The organism is Mesorhizobium sp. P2_E9, assembly GCF_056403815.1.
Genome location: NZ_JBFUET010000008.1, coordinates 160,662 through 179,356 on the forward strand (window position 1 = coordinate 160,662; position 18,695 = coordinate 179,356).

Annotated in this window: 20 protein-coding genes and 1 pseudogene; 9 read left to right on the forward strand and 12 right to left on the reverse strand. The window is 63.2% G+C overall.

All coding sequences use genetic code 11. The features are described 5' to 3' along the window. The first annotated feature begins 90 nt into the window (after positions 1-90). On the forward strand, positions 91-831 hold the full coding sequence (locus tag AC1D05_RS15750) for a tellurite resistance TerB family protein (protein ID WP_477441871.1): 741 nt from the start codon (positions 91-93) through the stop codon (positions 829-831). Between the two features lie 281 nt (positions 832-1,112). After that, a complete protein-coding gene (locus AC1D05_RS15755) occupies positions 1,113-1,868 on the forward strand; it encodes an SDR family oxidoreductase (RefSeq protein ID WP_477441873.1) in 756 nt (251 codons plus the stop codon). A 24-nt stretch (positions 1,869-1,892) separates the two neighbouring features. Here AC1D05_RS15755 and AC1D05_RS15760 read toward each other — a convergent pair whose 3' ends face one another. Together AC1D05_RS15760 and AC1D05_RS15765 are read right to left on the reverse strand one after the other, a co-directional pair. Next, positions 1,893-2,267 (reverse strand): YciI family protein, encoded by a 375-nt coding sequence (locus AC1D05_RS15760; RefSeq protein WP_477220002.1) that lies wholly within the window; start codon positions 2,265-2,267, stop codon positions 1,893-1,895. Positions 2,268-2,419: 152 nt separating this feature from the next. Next, positions 2,420-3,604 carry a pyridoxal phosphate-dependent aminotransferase gene (locus tag AC1D05_RS15765; RefSeq protein ID WP_477441874.1) on the reverse strand — a complete coding sequence of 395 codons (1,185 nt, stop codon included), beginning with the start codon at positions 3,602-3,604 and terminating at the stop codon, positions 2,420-2,422. An 83-nt stretch (positions 3,605-3,687) separates the two neighbouring features. Between AC1D05_RS15765 and AC1D05_RS15770 the strand changes: the two genes are divergently transcribed. The 4 genes from AC1D05_RS15770 (at position 3,688) to denD (ending at position 6,667) form a co-directional block, all read left to right on the forward strand. After that, the gene (locus AC1D05_RS15770) at positions 3,688-4,374 is read left to right on the forward strand and encodes a GNAT family N-acetyltransferase (RefSeq protein ID WP_477441876.1); all 687 of its coding nucleotides are present in this window, start codon (positions 3,688-3,690) and stop codon (positions 4,372-4,374) included. Between the two features lie 32 nt (positions 4,375-4,406). Then, complete coding sequence (locus tag AC1D05_RS15775) at positions 4,407-5,378, forward strand: cation diffusion facilitator family transporter (protein WP_477441878.1); 972 nt, start codon at positions 4,407-4,409, stop codon at positions 5,376-5,378. An 89-nt stretch (positions 5,379-5,467) separates the two neighbouring features. Beyond that, positions 5,468-5,680, forward strand: a complete 213-nt coding sequence (locus AC1D05_RS15780; RefSeq protein WP_027043097.1) for a hypothetical protein — start codon at positions 5,468-5,470, stop codon at positions 5,678-5,680. Positions 5,681-5,692: 12 nt separating this feature from the next. Continuing rightward, complete coding sequence (gene denD / locus AC1D05_RS15785; RefSeq protein WP_477441880.1) at positions 5,693-6,667, forward strand: D-erythronate dehydrogenase; 975 nt, start codon at positions 5,693-5,695, stop codon at positions 6,665-6,667. Between the two features lie 149 nt (positions 6,668-6,816). Here denD and AC1D05_RS15790 read toward each other — a convergent pair whose 3' ends face one another. The 4 genes from AC1D05_RS15790 to AC1D05_RS15805 form a co-directional block, all read right to left on the reverse strand. Continuing rightward, positions 6,817-8,031 carry a nickel/cobalt transporter gene (locus tag AC1D05_RS15790; RefSeq protein WP_477441881.1) on the reverse strand — a complete coding sequence of 405 codons (1,215 nt, stop codon included), beginning with the start codon at positions 8,029-8,031 and terminating at the stop codon, positions 6,817-6,819. After that, the gene (locus tag AC1D05_RS15795; protein ID WP_477441883.1) at positions 8,028-8,696 is read right to left on the reverse strand and encodes a DUF1007 family protein; all 669 of its coding nucleotides are present in this window, start codon (positions 8,694-8,696) and stop codon (positions 8,028-8,030) included. The genes AC1D05_RS15790 and AC1D05_RS15795 overlap by 4 nt, the downstream gene beginning before the upstream one ends. A gap of 176 nt (positions 8,697-8,872) precedes the next feature. Then, entirely contained in the window at positions 8,873-9,772 is a 900-nt protein-coding gene (locus AC1D05_RS15800; RefSeq protein ID WP_477441885.1) for a LysR family transcriptional regulator, read from the reverse strand. 3 nt (positions 9,773-9,775) lie between these two features. Then, positions 9,776-10,972 (reverse strand): amidase, encoded by a 1,197-nt coding sequence (locus AC1D05_RS15805; RefSeq protein WP_477441887.1) that lies wholly within the window; start codon positions 10,970-10,972, stop codon positions 9,776-9,778. Between the two features lie 542 nt (positions 10,973-11,514). On the opposite strand from AC1D05_RS15805, the gene odc2 reads away from it, so the two are divergent. Next, entirely contained in the window at positions 11,515-12,648 is a 1,134-nt protein-coding gene (gene odc2 / locus AC1D05_RS15810) for an ornithine/lysine decarboxylase (RefSeq protein ID WP_477441889.1), read from the forward strand. 142 nt (positions 12,649-12,790) lie between these two features. Next, a complete protein-coding gene (locus tag AC1D05_RS15815) occupies positions 12,791-13,357 on the forward strand; it encodes a GNAT family N-acetyltransferase (protein ID WP_477441891.1) in 567 nt (188 codons plus the stop codon). A gap of 99 nt (positions 13,358-13,456) precedes the next feature. Here the strand turns inward: AC1D05_RS15815 and AC1D05_RS15820 are convergent, their stop codons facing one another. The 4 genes from AC1D05_RS15820 to AC1D05_RS15835 form a co-directional block, all read right to left on the reverse strand. Further along, a complete protein-coding gene (locus AC1D05_RS15820) occupies positions 13,457-13,741 on the reverse strand; it encodes an SCP2 sterol-binding domain-containing protein (protein ID WP_027043088.1) in 285 nt (94 codons plus the stop codon). Positions 13,742-13,923: 182 nt separating this feature from the next. Then, positions 13,924-14,460, reverse strand: coding sequence for a hypothetical protein (locus tag AC1D05_RS15825; RefSeq protein ID WP_477441893.1), 537 nt, complete (start codon positions 14,458-14,460; stop codon positions 13,924-13,926). Positions 14,461-14,489: 29 nt separating this feature from the next. After that, positions 14,490-14,915, reverse strand: a complete 426-nt coding sequence (locus AC1D05_RS15830) for a hypothetical protein (RefSeq protein ID WP_027043086.1) — start codon at positions 14,913-14,915, stop codon at positions 14,490-14,492. 13 nt (positions 14,916-14,928) lie between these two features. Continuing rightward, on the reverse strand, positions 14,929-15,540 hold the full coding sequence (locus AC1D05_RS15835; protein ID WP_477441895.1) for a rod-binding protein: 612 nt from the start codon (positions 15,538-15,540) through the stop codon (positions 14,929-14,931). Positions 15,541-15,777: 237 nt separating this feature from the next. On the opposite strand from AC1D05_RS15835, the pseudogene greA reads away from it, so the two are divergent. Further along, positions 15,778-16,259: pseudogene (gene greA, locus AC1D05_RS15840) on the forward strand (transcription elongation factor GreA). Between the two features lie 76 nt (positions 16,260-16,335). Here the strand turns inward: greA and AC1D05_RS15845 are convergent. Further along, positions 16,336-17,508, reverse strand: a complete 1,173-nt coding sequence (locus tag AC1D05_RS15845) for an NAD(P)/FAD-dependent oxidoreductase (protein ID WP_477441897.1) — start codon at positions 17,506-17,508, stop codon at positions 16,336-16,338. Continuing rightward, complete coding sequence (locus AC1D05_RS15850; RefSeq protein ID WP_477441899.1) at positions 17,505-18,209, reverse strand: class I SAM-dependent methyltransferase; 705 nt, start codon at positions 18,207-18,209, stop codon at positions 17,505-17,507. The genes AC1D05_RS15845 and AC1D05_RS15850 overlap by 4 nt, the downstream gene beginning before the upstream one ends. Between the last annotated feature and the right edge of the window lie 486 nt (positions 18,210-18,695).

Here is an 18,695-nt window from a genome sequence, read left to right on the forward strand (position 1 = left end):
CGGCCTGTCATTGCAATGTCAAGCTTCGGGACCTACGTCTTCGGCGTTCGAAACCTGCCCGTTCGGCCGGGCATATGCTGGAGGCACTGAATGTTCGATCCCAAGAAGCTTCTCGACGATCTGCTCGGCTCGCAAATTCCCGGCACCAGCGGAACCGTCCGCGACAAGGCCGGACAAGCGGTGCAGATGGCCAAGGACAATCCGCTGGCCGCCGGTGCGCTTGCGGCAGTGCTGCTTGGAACAGGTGCCGGCCGCGAAGTGACCGGTGCCGCGGTGAAGCTCGGTGGGTTGGCCGCGATCGGTGGCCTCGCCTACAAGGCCTATCAGAACTACAAGGCCGGCAATGCGCCGGAACAGGCGCCCGTTGCCGGCGAACCGGAATTGCTGCCGCCGCCCAAGGACACCGCCTTCCACCCGTCGCAGGCGCCGCAAGGCGAGGACGAATTCACGCTGACGCTCGTTCGCGCGATGATCTCGGCGGCCAAGGCCGACGGCCATGTCGACGACGAGGAGCGCAAGAAGATCGCCGGCAAGCTCAGCCTTTCGGGGATCGGCTCCGACGCCGAGAAATTCCTGATGGCGGAGCTGGAAAGCCCGCTCGACCTCGACACGCTGGTGGCGGGTGCTCGCACCGACGCGCAGAAGCTTGAGCTCTATACAGCCTCGCGCCTCACCATCGATCCCGACACGCGCGCCGAGCGCGGCTATCTCGACCTGCTCGCCGGCCGGCTTGGCCTGCCGGACGCGCTGGTCGACCATGTCGAGGCGACGGTTTCGGCAGCCAAGGGTCCTGCTACAAAGACCGGGACCTCGCCCAATCCGCGCTGGTAGGCCAAAACGGCACAGCGACGCTTTCCCAGCGTTAACCTTTCGTTAACTCAGCAAGCGCATGATTCTAAACAGTCGGATCGGCTTTTCCTCCTCCCAAGCCCGGTTCAGATCAGGGCGGTCGCCAATGACCGCCCTTTTTGTCGGCCCTTGTCAGGGCTCTCCCCAAAAACCGGATTCCATTTTTCGAGGGCATGCCCTTAAGGCTGTGCTTGTCATCGCTGCCGCCATTTGCGATGCCTTCTGCCGAGCCAAATCCTGAAAATCAGCCGGGGATATCTGCCATGACCGAGCAAAAAACCGCCATCGTCACCGGCGCCGGCACGGGTATCGGCAAGAGCGTCGCCACGGCGCTGCTCAAGGCCGGCTGGAACACCGTGTTCTGCGGACGCCGCAAGGGGGTGCTGGATACCGCGATCGCCGACGCCGGGAAGACGGATGCCAAGGCATTGGCGGTCGCCTGCGACATCAGCAAGGCCGGTGAGGTCGATGATCTGTTCGAGACGGTGGCGGAGGCCTTTGGCCGCGTCGACCTGCTCTTCAACAATGCCGGCATGGGCTACAAGTCGACGCCGATCGACGAGATCCCGGTCGAGGTCTGGAACGATATCGTCGGCGTCAATCTCACCGGTTCGTTCCTGTGCGCGCGCGCTGCGTTCGGCGCTATGCGCAAGCAGCGGCCGATGGGCGGCCGCATCATCAACAACGGCTCGGTGTCGGCCTATGCGCCACGCCCGGGCTCGGTGCCCTATACGGCGACCAAGCATGCCATTACGGGGCTGACCAAGACGCTGGCGCTCGACGGCCGTCCCTATGACATCGCCTGCGGCCAGATCGACATCGGCAACGCGCTGACCGACATGGCGCAGCCGATGACCGTCGGCGTGCCGCAGGCCAACGGCTCGATCGCCGCCGAAGCGGTGATGGACGTCCAGCGCGTTGCCGACGCTGTCGTCCACATGGCCAGCCTGCCGCTCGACGCCAATGTGCTGTTCATGACCGTGATGGCGACCAAGATGCCGTTCGTCGGGCGTGGGTGAGCGGCGGGTTCTGGCGCCGCCAGCTCATTTGCCCGCCAGTGGTACGCCGGGCTTGAACAGCAGAATGGGCCTGATCTCGTAAACGGCGGTCGGATTGACGCGGCGAAGGTCGCGGGCGATCGCGATGGCCTCGTCTCGCGTGGCGCAGTCGACGACATAGAGGCCAAGCAGCTGTTCCTTGGTTTCGGCGAAAGGACCGTCGATGATCACGCCGTCGCCCGGGCCTCGCAAGGTGATGGCATCCTGTGTCGCCCCCAGGCGCGCGGACGGTCCAAGCGTGCCTTCCTCATGAAGCTGGGTGTTGATCTTCAGCAGCTCGGCCATCAGAGCCGCATCTTCCTGCGGCGTCAGTGCCTTGATCGCATCTTCCACATGATAGGCAAGGATTGCATAGAACATCTAGGGCACCCCAATTCGATCCTGATCTCAGGACCGTAACCGTTCCAGACATGTACGCACAGTCTTGGCCTTTAGGCTCCGGACGGATCATGACATCGACATGGCGGCCGGCCGCAAACCATCTGGAAGAGGGCACCAGCCTGCTTTGAAGTCTACTTGGCGAGGAACGCCCCGATCCGTTCCAGCGCGCGCAAAATGTTCTCCTCGGAATTGGCGTAGGAAAGCCTGATATAGCCTTCGCCGAGAATGCCGAAATCGGGGCCGCCGATCAGCGCTACGCCAGCCTCGTCGAGCAGCGCGGAGGCAAGCTTCTTTGCCTTCCAGCCGGTCTTCGAGACATTCGGGAAGGCGTAGAACGCGCCCTTGGGCGTGATGCAGGAAATGTTGGGCAGTGCGTTCAGGCCCTCGACGACGATCTTCCGGCGGTTGTCGAAGGCGCGCATCATGGTGTCGACGTCGTCCTGGGGGCCATCGATGGCCGCGACGCCGGCGAACTGGCTCGGTGCGTTGACGCAGGACCAGCAATTGACCGCCAGCTTGCGCACCTTGTCGTAGAGATGCGCGCCCTTGTCGCCGTTCGGCCAGATCGACCAGCCCATGCGCCAGCCGGTCATCGCCCAGGTCTTCGACCAGCCATTGAGCACGATCAGCCGATCGCGGATTTCGGGGTAGGCGAGCAGTGAGCAATGCGTCTCGCCGTCATAGGTCATGACATCGTAGATCTCGTCGGAGAGGATGGCGACATCAGGGTGTTTCTCCAGCCCCTTGACCAGCTTTTCGATCTCGACGCGCGGCGTCACGCCGCCGGTCGGGTTGGCCGGCGAGTTGAGGATCAGCAGCCTGGTCTTGGAGGTGATCAGCGCCAGCGTCTCCTCGGCCGAGAAGGCAAAGCCGTTCTCCTCGCGCATCGGCACGGGAATGGGTGCTGCACCGGTGAACTCGATCATCGAACGGTAGATGGGAAAGCCCGGATCGGGATAGAGAATCTCGGCGCCGGGCTCGCCGAACATCAGGATAGCCGCGAACATGGTCGGCTTGCCGCCGGGCAGGATCATCACTGTTTCGGGCGAGACCTCGACGCCGGTGGTGGTCAGCGTGCGGCGCACCACCGCCTCGCGCGTCGCCAGCAGCCCGTTGGCCGGCGTGTAACCGTGGTGGCCGTCGCGCAGCGCCTTGATCGCCGCCTCGACAATATGCTGCGGCGTCTTGAAGTCGGGCTGGCCGATGCCGAGATTGACGATGTCGCGGCCCTGGCTGGCCAATGCGGTCGCCCGCGCGAGCACCGCGAAGGCATTTTCCTCGCCGAGACGGTCGAAGGCCGAAATCGTGTGGAGCATTTTTCCCGTCCGTGTGGTTCTTGCTGTTGGGTTGCGTTTTTGTGAGCTTCGGCCCGCAAAAGTCAAACGGATTGGAGTTTTTGGTGTCGGAAAATCTCAAAGACTGGCAACCGCGTCCGCGACCCGAGCGCAAGGCGATCGACGGCCGATATGTCAGGCTTGAACCGCTGAGCGCCGCAAAGCACGGTGATGGGCTGTATGAAGCGTCTTCGGTGTCCGATGTCGGCGGCCGTTTCGCCTGGCTGCCCGACTATCCGCCGGAAACCCGCGCCGCGTTCCAACCCTGGCTGGACAAGGTCGAGGCGAGCGAGGATCCCCTGTTCTTTGCCATCATCGACAAGGCCAGCGGCAAGATCGCCGGGCGTCAGACGCTGATGCGCATCGATCCGGCTTACGGCGTCATCGAGATCGGCAACATCTATTGGGGACCGCTGATCTCGCGCAAGCCGGGAGCGACGGAAGCGCAGTTCCTGTTCATGAAATACATTTTCGACGAGCTCGGCTACCGCCGCTACGAATGGAAGTGCAACAACCGCAACGAGCCGTCGAAGCGGGCGGCGGAACGGTTCGGTTTCAAGTTCGAGGGCATTTTCCGCCAGCACCTCATCGTCAAGGGTGAAAACCGCGACACTGCATGGTATTCGATCATCGACAAGGAATGGCCGGCCTTGCGCCAAGCCTATGAGGCGTGGCTCGACCCGGCCAATTTCGATGGCGACGGCCAGCAGAAGCGACGGCTCGAGGATTGTCGCGCGGAATTCGGCGCTTAAGTCCGGCTTGGGGCGCATGACAGGAGTTGCCATTGGCGGACACCCACGATCACAGCGGGCATGATCACGGCGGCGCCGGCCATGTGCATGGCTCGACCGACAAGAAGCGCGTGCTGATCGCGGCCTGCCTGACGGCGGGCTTCATGGTGGCGGAAGCGCTTGGCGGTCTCTTCACCGGGTCGCTGGCGCTGCTGGCCGACGCCGGCCATATGCTGGCCGACGCGATTGCCCTCGGCCTTGCCTGGTATGCCTTCCATCTTGCGGGTCGGCCGGCGACCGGCCAGCTCACCTATGGCTTCGGCCGGGTCAAGACCTTGGTCGCCTATACCAACGGCATCGCCATCTTCGTCATCGCGCTGTGGATCGTCTACGAAGCGTGGGCGCGGCTGCAAACGCCGGCTCCGGTGCTGGGCGGGCCGATGCTGGTGGTGGCGATCCTCGGCCTGCTGGTCAATATCGGCTCCTTCTTCGTGCTGCATGGCGGCGACCGCGAAAGCCTCAACATGCGCGGCGCCATCCTGCATGTGCTGGGTGACCTGCTCGGCTCGGCGGCGGCGATCGTGGCGGCGCTGGTGATCCTGGCCACCGGCTGGACGCCGATCGACCCGATCCTGTCGGTGCTGGTCTCGTTGCTGATCCTGTCGACGGCCTGGTCGCTGATGCGCGCCGCCGCCCATGTCTTGCTCGAAGGCGTGCCGCCGAGCCTCGACCGGGACCTGGTTGCCAAGGACCTGGAAACGACAATCCCGGGCCTGCGCGAAGTGCACCATATGCATGTCTGGTCGCTCGATGGGTCAAGCAACATGGCGACGCTGCATGCCTGCCTCGACGAGGGCGTCGATGCACACCGGGCCGTCAGCGCCATCAAGAAGCGGCTTGCCAGCGAGCACGGCATCAGCCATGCCACCGTGGAACCGGAATTCGGCCAGTGTGCCGATGAGGGTGACGACCACGATCACGAGCATGAGCATGATGCGGCTGCGCATCACGGCCACCATCACTAGGCCCGATTGATGACCATTGACCGGACCTGCCTCAGGAGTTTTCCAGCTTTGAAACCCAGCCCGACGAACGACCGCCGCCCCGGTGCGGCATGATGGACCGTGACACGCGCAATGCGGCCATCGCGGCTGTCTGGATCATGCTGCTGTTCGGCATTGCCGCCTTCTATCTGCCGACGGTGATGCTGGCGCTCGGCAGTTTTTCGACCGTGCTGGCCGGTATCTTCGGCACCGTCTTCGTGCTGGCGTTTTTCCTCGTGTTCTGGCTGCGCGCGCGCACCCAGCGCAAAAATCAGGGCAAGTAAGGGAATTTTGACATGCGCATTCTGATCACTGGCGCCGCGGGCATGGTTGGCCGCAAGCTCATCGCCCGGTTGGCAAAGGATGGCACGTTGCGCGGCAAAAAGATCACCGCGCTCGATCTGCACGACATCGTGCCGCCGCAGGCCCCGGCCATGGATGGCGTCAGTGTCAACACCCATACTGGCGACCTTGCCGAGGCAGGCGCCGCCGAGAGTCTGGTCGCGTCGCGCCCCGATGTCGTCTTCCATCTCGCAGGCATCGTGTCGGGCGAGGCGGAAGCCAATTTCGATCTCGGCTACCGCGTCAACCTCGACGGCACGCGCGCTTTGTTCGATGCCAGTCGCCTGGCGGGCTTTGCGCCGCGCGTCGTCTTCACCTCGTCGATCGCGGTGTTCGGCGCGCCGTTCCCGGATGTCATCCCGGATGAATTCCACCCGACGCCGCTGACCTCCTACGGCACGCAGAAGCAGATGAGCGAAGCGCTGCTCGCCGACTATTCCAGGCGCGGCTTCTTCGACGGCATCGGCATCCGGCTGCCGACGATCTGCGTGCGGCCCGGCAAGCCGAACAAGGCGGCCTCCGGCTTCTTCTCCGGCATCATCCGCGAACCGTTGAGCGGCCATGAGGCGATCCTGCCGGTGCCGCGCTCAGTCGTGCACACCCATGCCAGCCCGCGCTCGGCGGTGAACTTCCTGATCCATGCGGCCGGCATCGACGGTGCCGCCGTCGGGCCGCGCCGCAATCTGACCATGCCCGGCGTCGCCGTCACCGTCGGCGAACAGATCGAAGCGCTGGAGCGCATCGCCGGGCCGAACGTGGTGAAGCTGATCCGCGAGGAGCCGGACGAGACGATCTGGGCGATCGTCAAGGGCTGGCCGACACGGTTCGAAGCGCGGCGGGCGAGGGAGCTAGGCTTCAGCGCCGAGAAGAGCTTTGACGAGATCATCCAAGCCCATATCGAGGATGAGCTGGGCGGCAAGGTGTATTGATATTCAGGTGATGCCGGCCTGCGAACGGCTGATACCTGCGCTTCCGGTGCTCACGTACGAAAAGTACGCTCCGCTCCGGGTCTCGGTATCGGCCGTTCTCGGCACGGCCTGACCTGAATCTCAACACACCTTCCGGCGCTACTTATGGGTCAAACGCTGCCCGTTAGGCTGGCCGACAGCAGCAACAATCCGAACAGGAAGACGAAGGCGGCGCCGCCGATCTCGACGATCGAATGGATGTGGTTGCCCATGCGGCCGTCGCCGGCGAAATACACCGCCCAGTTCTTGGCGGTGACGGCAAGCGTTGCCAGTGCCGAGACGGTGATCGCGGTTCCCAACGACATCGCCAGCACCGACAGCAGGCCGCCGAGCCAGAGCCCGTTGAGCAGCGCGAAGCTCAGCACGATCAGTGCGCCGGAGCAGGGGCGGATGCCGACGGCGGCCACCGCCGACCAGGCGGTGCGCCAGTCGAAGCGATCGCCCGACAGCAGCGCCGGATCGGGCGCATGCGAGTGGCCACAGGTTTCGCAGACCTCGCCCGCCGCGTGATCGTGATGGGCATGGTCGTGATGCGCATGATCGTGCGCGCCATGGTCGTGATGGTGTTCACGCGCGGCGTGGTCATGGTGGTCGTGCGAATGGTCATGAACATGGTCGTGTTCGTCATGCACCTGCAGCCCGTGCGAATGGGCATGTGCCGAATGGCTGTGGGCCGTATGCGAATGGCCGGCATGGGAGTGGCCACCGTGCGAATGGCCGGCATGAGCCGCCGACAGACTGTAGGCCGGCGCCCTGCCGAACAGGCGCAGGATGGAAGGGCCGAGCTTGCGCCACAAGAGCCAGGCGCCGAACAGGGTGACGAGGGCAAAGCTCATGATCTCCATGAACCAGGCCGCGTCGGTCATCGAGATGGTGGTGCCGCGCAGGACGAAATAGGCGAGCAGCATGACCGCGATCGCCGTCAGACCCTGCAGCAGCGCCGAAACGAAGGACAACAGGACGCCGCGCCGCAGCGCCACTTCATTGGCCACCATATAGGACGAGATCACCGCCTTGCCGTGGCCGGGGCCGGCGGCATGGAAAATGCCATAGGCGAAGGACAGGCCGATGAGGATCCAGATCTTGCTGTTGTCCTGGCGCATCGCCTTCATGGCTGTCGCCAGCGCGCGATAGAATTCCTGTTGCCTGAGATTGATCCACATCAGGATGTGGGCGAACGGACCGGTGGTCGGCGCCATGCCGTCATTGACGCCGATGCCGAGCGAGGACTGGGCGTGCGCGGCATTGGCGAAATGCATCGCGGCAAAGGTGAGGGCCAACAGGCCGAGTGCCAAACGCAGGGACGGTTTCGTCACCGGCTTCATCCTTCTGGCTGACAGGTCAGTTCGAGCTTGGTGGCAAAGATCTTGCTCATGTCGGTGCCTGTCGGGTCGTTGAAGAAGGCGTCCGTCAGGGTCTTCTGGTTTTCCTTGATGGCCTCATCCGGGTCCGGACGGATCACCTTGCTGGTGCAATTCGACGGCAGGCCTTCAACAGTGATGTTGGAATCCTCGGTGAAGTCGATCGCCGTATAGAAGGTCGGATCGTAGACGCCGATGTCGATCGTGCCGGTCAGCTTGATCGGCGCCTTGGGTTCGGACTCGAACAGGATGATCAGTTGGTCGTTGTCGAAATTGGCCATCAGATGCGGCGGAGGCGTCATCGTCACGTCCTTGCCGTTCTGCGTGACGAGCTGGAAATAGTTGAACTCGGCCAGTGAGGCATGAACGGTGTCGGCGACATCCTTCAGCTCCTTGTCGTCAAGCTTCAGGTCGGAGTTCTTATCGAACTCCATCATCACCGTACTCGAAAACAGGTCGTCGAAGCGCCAGAGATGACGCAGCGCTTTCACACTTTGGTGATCCGGGGACAGGATCACGTCGAGGCGGGCCTCAGCAAAGACGTGCGGATGCTCGTAAGCCGGTCCCGTGGCGGCAAAGGTCGCCGCCAAGGCCGAAGCCAGTATGATTGCGTGCCGTTTGAGGTGCATTCCCGGTCGCGATTCCCTTGGCTTTGGCGAGAAACCGAAGGTTACCAGAAAGGGGGCGAAAATGGGACCGCCAGTGCGTGTCACCCAAAAGTGCGCAGCGGTTTTGCGGTAACGATACGCATGCAACAAGAACTCAGAGCGCGTCGCGGCGACGCGCTTTGATGGCTGAAGACAGGTCAAGCGGCCTCGCGTGTCCTGAACCACTGCACCAGGAAGTCGACAAAAACGCGGACCTTGGCCGGCAAATAGCGGCGGTGCGGGTAGACGGCGAAGATGCCGCCGCCCGACAGGATACGGTCGTCGAGCGCCGTCACCAACTGGCCGCTCTTGAGATCGGGCGCGGCGATGAAATCCGGCAGGATGCAAAATCCGAGCCCCGACAGGGCCGCGGCCCGCGCCGCCATCGGGCTGTTGACCTCGATCGGGCCCGACACGGCGACGCTCAGCTGATCGTTGTTGTCGCCCTTGAACGCCCAGTTGTTCAGCCCGCGGCCATTGGTGTCGACGATGCAGGGCATGTGGCCGAGATCCTGCGGCCGCGTCGGCATGCCATGCTTGGCGATCAGTTCGGGCGAGGCGCAGAGCTTTATGGAGAATGGCGCCAGCCGCCTGGCGATCAGCGACGAATTCTCCAGGCGTGAGATGCGCACCGCGAGGTCGAAGCCTTCCTCGACCAGGTCGACGAAGCGGTCGTCGAGCTGGATGTCGAGCACGATGTCGGGGTGCTGCTTGGCGAAGTCGATCAGCGACTGGCCGATCGGCGCGTCGGCGAAGGTGCGTGGCGCCGACAGTTTGATCCTGCCGCGCACATCGCCGGAGGATTCGCGCACGGCGTCCGCCAGGCTGTCGACCTCGCGCACGATCTCCGAGGCGCGCCGGTAATAGGTGTGGCCGGCCTCGGTCATCGAGAACTGGCGCGTGGTGCGGTTGAGGAGCAGCGCGCCGAGTTCGTCCTCCAGCTCGCGCACATACTTTGACAGCAGCGCCTTGGAGCGGCCGATCTTGCGCGCCGCCGCCGAAAAGCCCTCGGCCTCGACGACGTCGATGAAGGCGCGCATGCGGGTCAGTGTGTCCATGGCTCAGGCCCTTTGTGCTGCGTCGAGAAGTCTTCGGCCGAGCCGTATCAGGGCAATGTCGCTACCGGAAGGGCCTAGCAGAGACAGGCCGAACGGAGCGCCGGCGACCGAGCCGATGGGCAAGGTGATTTGCGGAAAGCCGGAGAGCCCGGCGAGGCACAGAAGATGCAGCGCCCGTTCGCGATAGGCCTGGAACTGCTCCGGCGTCGAGTCGACATAGGGCGCCGGGCCCGGCACGGTCGGCAGGACAAGGAAGCCGTCCTTGCCAAGCAGGGCGCTGAGTTCGCCGCGGAAGGTCAGCCGGCGCACTTTCTCGGCCTGCGCTGTGCGGTCATCGACGGCACGGCCAAAGCCGAAACGCTCCTCGACGCCGGGGCCAAGGTCGCGCTCGCCGCTGGTGATCCAGTCGCCATGCACCCCCCAGGCTTCCCTGGCCTGCAGCCGGCGGAAGCACCAGTAGAGTTCATGCGGGGAAGAGCTGAAATGCGTCACTGGCGTTGCCGGCGCGCCCAAAACCGCGCTCGCCAGTCCCTTCATCCCGGCATATTCGGCAAGTGCCGGGCGAGCGACCATTTCGTCCAGCCAGGTGATGGACAGCGGGCGGTCCAGGGAATGCTGATGCGGGTCGCGGCCAAGCAGCAGCTTGCCGACCGTCTCGTAGGTCTCGATGTCGTCGGCGAACCAGCCGAACGTGTCGAAGCTCGGCGCCAGCTTCATCGTGCCATCGAGTGCAATGCGGCCATGCGTGGTGCGCAGCCCGATCAGTCCGCAAAAACTCGCCGGCGCGCGGATCGAACCGCCGGTGTCGGAGCCGGTGGCAATATCGGCCAGCCTGCCCGCCACCGCCGAAGCCGATCCGGATGAGGAGCCGCCGGTGACACGGTCGGGGGCGGACGGGTTCACCGGAAACGGAAAATGCGCGTTCTGGCCGAACAGCGCGAAGGCAAGCTCGTCGGTCTGCGTCTTGCCGACGAAGCGCGCGCCGGCATCGAGAATCGTCTGCACGGCCGGTGCCGTGCGCGAAGCGGCATGGCTGTCAGCGAATTTCTGCAAATTGCCGCAACCGGTGCGGTAGCCGGCAACGTCGTAGATGTCCTTGACCGCCAACCGCAGGCCGGCGAGCGGGCCGAGTTCGGCATGGGCCACCGGCATCTGGCGAAGATCGAGGAAGGCGTTGTAGGGGCCGTGCGTGCCTGTCATCGTTCGATATCCGGATACGGTTGCGCCAACATTGTTCGATGCCAGAAATTTTACAACCTTGGATACGATTTTTATTGATTGTGACGGCAACCAGCCATATATCGCGTTTGCCCAAAGTCGCACGTGCCTGTGGGTGTCCGCCGATCCTCGAATGGTGAGGGAAATCGGTAAGGTAACTGGAGCCAACCCCTCCAGTCGGTCTAGCGGCCAACCGCCAGCCCGAGGACACCTTGAAGCAACGACGGTGCGGGCCTTTCTGGTTCTCTGCCGGTTGTCCAAAGACCGGGGTTACTGAAGAGGCACACCTTCATTGCCGGTAGTGCGGAACGGGGTTCTCCCAATCCAAGCCAAGGCAGACAAAGCGGACCGAAGCCGGGCAAGGCTTAGGTTCATCGCCGCGAGACGGCGTTTCATGGTTCCGGGGTCTCCACCGGCTGGTTCCATGGATTTTCCGTCCCGCCTTTGTCCACCGCGTGTTCGCGAGGCCGACAGCCCGCGTCCGCACCCTTGTGCGCGCCGAAAGGCGTGTTTGGAGATAACCGATGGCCACCCAGCGTATCCTCGACTTCCTCGCCACCCGACGTCCGTCCGGCCCCTGCCTCGTCGTCGACCTCGATGTCGTGCGCGACAATTTCCGCGCCTTCGAGAAAGCGTTGCCCGATTCCAAGATCTACTATGCGGTGAAAGCAAACCCGGCGCCGGAGATCCTGCGCCTGCTTGCTGCGATGGGCTCGTCCTTCGACACCGCTTCCGTTGCCGAAGTCGAGATGGCGATGGACGCGGGTGCGCCCGCGGACCGCATCTCCTTCGGCAACACCATCAAGAAGGAGCGTGACATCGCACGCGCCTACCAGCTCGGCATCCGGCTGTTCGCCGTCGATTGCGTCGAGGAGGTCGAGAAGATCGCCCGCGTCGCTCCCGGCGCCCGCGTGTTCTGCCGCGTGCTGACCGATGGCGAGGGCGCCGAATGGCCGCTGTCGCGCAAGTTCGGCTGCGTGCCTGCGATGGCCGTCGACGTGCTGCGCCATGCCAAGGGCCTCGGCCTCGACGCCTATGGCGTGTCGTTCCATGTCGGCTCGCAGCAGACCGACCTGACCGCCTGGGACCGTGCGCTGGCCGATGCCAAGAAGGTGTTCGCCACGCTCGCCGAGGAAGGCATCGTCTTGAAGATGGTCAATATGGGCGGCGGTTTCCCGACGCGCTATTTGCGTGATGTGCCAGCGGCGCAGGCCTATGGCCAGGCGATCTTCTCGGCGCTGCGCAAGCATTTCGGCAATGCCATTCCCGAAACCATCATCGAGCCGGGCCGCGGCATGGTCGGCAACGCCGGCGTCATCAAGTCGGAAGTCGTGCTGATCTCGAAGAAGGCCGCCAACGACAATGTGCGCTGGGTGTTCCTCGACATCGGCAAGTTCGGCGGCCTGGCCGAGACGATGGACGAGGCGATCCGCTATCCCCTCGTCACCCGCCATGACGGCTCGGAGACCGCGCCTTGCGTGCTCGCCGGCCCGACCTGCGATTCGGCCGATGTGATGTACGAGAAGACGCCGTATCCGCTGCCTCTGTCGCTGACCATCGGCGACGAGGTGCTGATCGAAGGCACCGGCGCCTACACGACCACCTACTCGGCGGTCGCGTTCAACGGCTTCGAGCCTCTCCGATCCTACGTGATCTGACGGTTCTTTATTTGGTGCATTTTCGGACACTACTTCGCCCGAAAATGCGCTGAGAGAGCCGATCAGATCATCCGGCGCGGGCGCTTGTCGTCCGCCCGGCTTCGCTTGTGGAACAAATCTCCGCTTGCCAGGGATTGCGGAAATGGAAATGTCAGTTGAAATTGTAGCTCATGCGCCGGCCTTCGCCATGGTCGCCGAAACCGTTGCCGACATAGCGGCACGCGAGGCCTTGCTCGATCGCGCCATGGGGCCGATGCGGCGGAAAAAATCGTCGGAGAAGCTGCGGCGTGGCCGCCGGCCGTCGGAAGGCCTGGCCTTCGTCGCGCGCGATGCGTCGGGCGGCGTCGCCGGCACGGTGCGGCTGTGGGATGTCAGGCTGGGCGAGGGCGGTCCGGCGGCGTTGCTGCTTGGCCCGCTCGCCGTCGATCCGTCGCTCAAGAATGCCGGCATCGGCACGGCGCTGATGCGCCATGCCGTTGCCGAGGCGGCGCGTCTCGGCCACGCGGCCATCCTGCTGGTTGGCGATGCGCCCTATTACGGACGCTTCGGCTTCTCGGCCGACAAGACGGGCCGGCTGGCTATGCCAGGCCCCTATGAGCGGCACCGCCTGCTGGCGCTGGAGCTGGTGGATGGCGCGCTTGATGGCGTGCACGGCACGCTGAAGGCGTCCGGCCGCAAGCTCAAGGCACAGGCGACGCTGGCGGCCTGAAAGTGCCGACACGATTGTCACAAAACGCCGCCCGAAAGGCGGCGTTTTCGTTGTTGCTTGTCACTGTTTCCTGACGCCGCCATTCGGCGGCCTCGCGGTTCAGCCGATCAGCTGGCTGAGCGCCATGGCCACCGTCATGTCGCCTTCGACTTTGATCTTGCCGGTCATGAACGCCATGGTCGGGTTCAGGTCGCCAGCGATCAGCGAATCGAGATCGTCGAGCGAGAGCTTGATGGTGCAGTCGGTGGGGGCGTCTGATGTCGAGACGGTTGCGCCGTCGATGACGATGACGCCGTCGCCGCCGGTGTCGAACTTCACGGAACGATCGAAGCCGCTACTGGCCACGCGCGACTTGATCTTCTCGGCAATCTCCTGAACGCTCACGCTGTTCTCCTGTCTGGTTGCATCTGTCACGCGACGGTGCTTCGGTCCGACCGAAACCCATGCTGCCTCTTCGGCGATTATGATCGCTGCCGCATATAGCTTCGGGTTGACGTTTACGTCAACGCGAATCCTGGAGGTCGGATCCTGTCGCCGCACCGGGCAAGCTGGTGGGGCATCGGCGGTCAGTGGGCCGGCGGTGGCTCCGCTTCGGCCGGCTTGGCGGTCTCGGACGCCGGGGCGTCGGAATCCTGCCGGCGGCGCAGCCAGTTGTCGCGGATCTCGTCCTTGCTCAGGAAGTTGACCTGATCGATCAGAACCTCATGCACCAGGGTTGCGCCGACGCGGGTGTTGATGGCGTCGCGGATCGCGGCGCGGAACGCATCGAGGTCGATCGTCGCCTTCTTGCTGAAGTCGATCTGGGGATTGGAGTAGAGATAGCTGTAGACCTGATCGGTGATCAGCGCTTCGGCCGGGATCGACAGTTTCTTTATCTGCTCCGGCTCGACGGTGTAGACCAGCTTGGCCAGGAAGTAGCCGCCGATCTTGGAGTCGCGGATCAGCGGTACCGAAATGACGTCGGTCTTGACGTAATCCAGCCCGCCCAGCATCGGCTTGGGTTTTTCACCGACGCCCTTTTCACCGGCGGCCTGGAACGAATAGAACACCGCGCCGAGGGTGGCGGCGCAGACCCAGACCGCGATGGCGACGACCTTGATCATTCAGAGCCCGAGCCCGATATCACAACGATCTAACCCTTCATCCGGCCGAATTCGCCGGCGGAGTATGTGCCGTCGGTTTCGGCACGCTGGATGGCACTGCGCAGCAGGCTGGCGACCTCGTTGACGGCGCTCAGATGCGCCAGGATCGCCGCCTCGTTCTTCGCCAGTTTCTGGCGCAGTCGGGTCAGGCCCTCGCGGTGTTGTTCGAGGAACTCGGCTTCGCTGCCGCCCTTCATGGCGCGGGTCAGTTCGTAGAGATAGCGGCTCTTGCGGGCGTTCGACGCCTTGAGGTCATAGCTGGTGTCGCTGCGGATGCCGGCGGTTTCTTCCTCGACCACCTCCTCGATGCGGCCGATGATGGCGGCAAGGTTCCCGGGCCGTGCGAACGGTATCGGAGCTTCCGACGCGGTGGTGCGCGCCGGTAGGTTGGCGGTGAATTCGGAAGAGTCGGTCATGGTGTTTCCCAGCCTAGATCTTGATATCTGTTTTTATGGTTGTCTCGTCGCCGGTCATCGACCTGGCGGCCTTGCGCTGCAATTCCTGGACGAGCGAGGCGGACAGACGGGTTTGCTGGTCGATCTCGGTTTTTTCCGGTCCGTTCGAGACCGGGCCGATCGGCACCTTGCGCTCGCCGTCCATATAGTGGTCTGCGAGCAGCGACTTGGCGATGCCGATGCCGCCGCGCTCGGCCATGACGTCGGCGACGCGCTCGGCGAGCTGCGATTTCCACATGTCGCCGGCGAGACCCTTGCCATAGACGCCCTCGGTGTCCTTAGGCAGCATGTTCTGGATGAAGGTCTGTAGGACCATCGCCTCGAACTTCTTGAATTTCTTGGCCGGATCGGCTGTCGCTGCCGCCTTGTCAGCCGTGGCGCGCGACAGGATCGAGCCGGCATCGACGGACGCGGCGGTGTCTACTGAGAACGTGCCGGCGGCACCGCCCGCACGCTTGGTCAGCGCGGCGCGGGCAGCCTCGATATCCATCGGATCGGCAGCTCGGGCGACATCCATAACAATGTCGCTGGGTGGTGAAATCGCCAAGAAAGTCCGCCTTTTGCCGGGTTTCCTTAGCCAGACCATGCCTCAACAAGCTTGTGGCAGGCTTGCGGGAGGGAGGAGGGCGGAATGCTGGGGCCGGGATCGGATATTCACCTTGCGCCGCAAGGGTATGTGCCGAGAGGCCCGGTCCGGCGGTCGGGCCAATGCCGACCTTTGCACATTCCGCTTCTGCCAAAGCCTGCTGCTAAATTCTTGCAGCTTTATTGTCGGCCGTGGGTTATCCGATTGCTGACAGCGTTCCACACGGAGTCCGATCAATTGAGCGTAGCATTTGCCAAGGAGGAGAGTGCCGAGGCCGCATCGGAAACCATCCTGCCGGCTCGCCCTATCTCCGATCGGGTCAACCTCGTCACGGAGGCGGGCCTCAAGATGCTAAGGGATGAATTGGCTCGCGCTCAGCAGGCTCTCGAGACCGCCAGCGTGCTGGAAGATGTCAACGAGAGGCGCCGGCAATCGGCGGTTCCGGTTCGGGATATGCGCTATTTTACTGAGCGCGTCCGTACGGCCCAGCTTATGTCGGTGCCGACGTCCAATGAAGTGGTCGCCTTCGGTCACACCGTTGCCTCGAGCGGGATGATGGCCGCACGCAGAGCTTCCGCATCGTCGGTGAGGATGAGGCCAACCCGTCCCAAGCGTCCATATCGCATGGTTCACCGGTTGCGATCGCGCTGATTGGCAAAAGGGTTGGCGACATTGTCCAACTCGGGCCGCGCGAGCTCGAGATCCTGTCCATTTCCTAGGTGGAGATCGGTGTAGAACGCACGATCGAATTGCGGGCATGTTCAGGTGACGCCCAGCGAGCAGTGCTGCTTAATGTCAAAAGCCCGGAACAGGCTGGGTCTTTCCACTCAACCGAGCGCCAAGTGTCAAAGCCGCCGGAAAATTCTTGATCACGGCGCGCATAGCCGTCGCGCCGCCAGGCCCAAGTGCTATTCGGGCAATCAAGGCCGCGGCACGCAAACGGGTCGAGAATTGCCGGCGCCATTGCCTCTCGTAGCGAAGTCCGGCCTCGTCGTGGCCCTCGTGGCCTTTACCCGACGCGATCAGTTCTCTCGCAAGGAGCCAGCCGGATTGCAGCGCCATCGAAATCCCTTCCGCGATTACAGGATGTGACTCACCTGCGACGTTGCCGACGCGGAAGATACCCTGATCATAGCAAGCTCGAATACCGGGATGAATCGGTCCCGCGGCGAGCCATGGGCCATCCAATTCGGCACCGGCCAGCACGGTTCCCACGCCTCGGCACGAGGCAAGAACATGGCGCCACAATGCATCGGCGGCCGCACTATTTCCAGAACGCTGGCGCAGCCCGGATAGGACATCCCGGCGGATACAGAAGGAAATTGAAACCCTGCCATGGTCCGCCGTTACCATTCCACCATAGCCGCCCGGGAACACCAGCAGCGGCATCAGGTCCGGCGCAAGTGCTGCGCCGGTGAAATGCGCCTTGAAACCGAACAGGTCGGAAGGCTGGCTTGTTCTTTCAATCTGGCTTGGAAGTTTCCCGGTTTCCCAGGATCCGTGCGCGGCAATAATTACCGGTGCGCTCAAAACCTGTTGTTGCTGGCCCGCCTCCACGGTCACAGACTGCAAATCATCGTGCCGACGAATAGCGACAGCCTTGCAAGGCTGGAGGATTTCGACGCCCGCACGTTGCGCAGCCTGCAACAGGACGTAATCCAAACGATCGCGGCCGAGAGCGCGGCCGAGACCCGTCTTGGCGCGCGGCATTCGCGCCTCGGCTGAGACATCGCCCGAAAAGAACCCGACGCGACGTATTTCGGGGCCGGCTTCCGCGCGCCAAATCTCGCCGACGCCCAACTGGTCGAGCAAGGCAAGGCTTGTGCCTGACATGAATTCGCCGCAGACCTTTCGGCGAGGAAACGCGACCTTCTCCACCATTGCCACCGACCAACCATGCTGGGCCAACGCAATAGCGGTAGAACTGCCGGCGGGGCCGGCGCCGATGACGATAGCGTCGTGCATCATTTGGTGCCGGGCATGCTGCGACCGACAAAACCTTGAGTGAACAGGCCTTTGCGGCCCTCCATCACCGGCGTTCCACCTGACGCTTGCCACAATTGCGAAAGTTCCGTGCCGCGAAAGCCGGCGCGGACACTTTGCGCCGCGTCGTTCAGTGTCACCGCGCAGGCGCCGATCAGTCGCAGGAACCGCGTCGCGACAAGTGGCACCTTGGCCCTGAGCGGCTCCGTCGCGACGAGCACCGGGGCCATCGTCATGATCCGGGCAAACAGCTCCAGGAGGCGCGTGTCGTCGAAGTGATGGAGGATAAGGTTGGCGCAAACAAGATCGAAGGGCCTGTCCACTGTCCAATCGAATATATCGGCTGTTACGGGTCGCGCCCGCCAACCCAATTCAGCGAAAGAATTACACACATCCTTGCCGATCAGGTCGATCCTGTCGACCATGACGATCTCGACGTTGGGCCAACGCCGCGCCATCAGCCGCGCCACTGTCAGCATGAACTTTCCGTCACCGGCGCCCAGTTCGAGGATGCGTAGCGGCGGGGTCGGCACGTTCGTTCGCAGGAGCGATGCCATGAACCTGGCCTGGAACATCAATGCATTGATGCGAACGAGATCACGACGGGATGCAATCGCCCGAGGATCATCGGCCGGGAGGCCGTCGAGGAGTTCTGGCTCCAGATGCCGGATGTTTATGTCGGTCATGCGATAAATCGGAGTTTTTGGGGCCTCGATCGGTCGTCGGGCAAATAGGCTTCTAGTGACGACCAAAATGACACCCTATGCCAAAAGAGAGCTGATATCACTTCACGCGAACGTGCGCCGGGCTCAATTCCATCGCACAGGATCGTGGTTTCAGACGAAGGGCAGATGAATCGACTGCCAACATTTTTGGAAATTCGCCAACATTTTCGGAAACTCGCCAACATTTTTCGGAAACTCGCCAACGGAAACTCGAATGGCGCAAATCGAAGAGCTGCTGCCTTGTGGCCCCTGGTGAAGGGCGCCCGTGAATGTGGATATTTATCAGGCTGTTGATCTGCCCGTCTGCCGGATATGCGATCCTCGATCCGCAGCAGGCTGGGATAGCCGGGCACCGAATTGAACCCCGTGTCTTTTGTCGACCTTAATGAAGTGGGCTCTGTCTCTTTCGTACAATACCGAAGGCTGGTATCACAGTTTGCTAATGAG

Bases quoted from the DNA above. Each gene is read 5' to 3' on its own strand.
- AC1D05_RS15750 (WP_477441871.1), top strand. From the start codon at position 91: ATGTTCGATCCCAAGAAGCTTCTCGACGATCTGCTCGGCTCGCAAATT.
- AC1D05_RS15755 (WP_477441873.1), top strand. From the start codon at position 1,113: ATGACCGAGCAAAAAACCGCCATCGTCACCGGCGCCGGCACGGGTATC.
- AC1D05_RS15760 (WP_477220002.1), bottom strand. From the start codon at position 2,267: ATGTTCTATGCAATCCTTGCCTATCATGTGGAAGATGCGATCAAGGCA.
- AC1D05_RS15765 (WP_477441874.1), bottom strand. From the start codon at position 3,604: ATGCTCCACACGATTTCGGCCTTCGACCGTCTCGGCGAGGAAAATGCC.
- AC1D05_RS15780 (WP_027043097.1), top strand. From the start codon at position 5,468: ATGATGGACCGTGACACGCGCAATGCGGCCATCGCGGCTGTCTGGATC.
- denD (WP_477441880.1), top strand. From the start codon at position 5,693: ATGCGCATTCTGATCACTGGCGCCGCGGGCATGGTTGGCCGCAAGCTC.
- AC1D05_RS15790 (WP_477441881.1), bottom strand. From the start codon at position 8,031: ATGAAGCCGGTGACGAAACCGTCCCTGCGTTTGGCACTCGGCCTGTTG.
- AC1D05_RS15795 (WP_477441883.1), bottom strand. From the start codon at position 8,696: ATGCACCTCAAACGGCACGCAATCATACTGGCTTCGGCCTTGGCGGCG.
- AC1D05_RS15800 (WP_477441885.1), bottom strand. From the start codon at position 9,772: ATGGACACACTGACCCGCATGCGCGCCTTCATCGACGTCGTCGAGGCC.
- AC1D05_RS15805 (WP_477441887.1), bottom strand. From the start codon at position 10,972: ATGACAGGCACGCACGGCCCCTACAACGCCTTCCTCGATCTTCGCCAG.
- odc2 (WP_477441889.1), top strand. From the start codon at position 11,515: ATGGCCACCCAGCGTATCCTCGACTTCCTCGCCACCCGACGTCCGTCC.
- AC1D05_RS15815 (WP_477441891.1), top strand. From the start codon at position 12,791: ATGGAAATGTCAGTTGAAATTGTAGCTCATGCGCCGGCCTTCGCCATG.
- AC1D05_RS15825 (WP_477441893.1), bottom strand. From the start codon at position 14,460: ATGATCAAGGTCGTCGCCATCGCGGTCTGGGTCTGCGCCGCCACCCTC.
- AC1D05_RS15830 (WP_027043086.1), bottom strand. From the start codon at position 14,915: ATGACCGACTCTTCCGAATTCACCGCCAACCTACCGGCGCGCACCACC.
- AC1D05_RS15835 (WP_477441895.1), bottom strand. From the start codon at position 15,540: ATGGTCTGGCTAAGGAAACCCGGCAAAAGGCGGACTTTCTTGGCGATT.
- AC1D05_RS15845 (WP_477441897.1), bottom strand. From the start codon at position 17,508: ATGATGCACGACGCTATCGTCATCGGCGCCGGCCCCGCCGGCAGTTCT.
- AC1D05_RS15850 (WP_477441899.1), bottom strand. From the start codon at position 18,209: ATGACCGACATAAACATCCGGCATCTGGAGCCAGAACTCCTCGACGGC.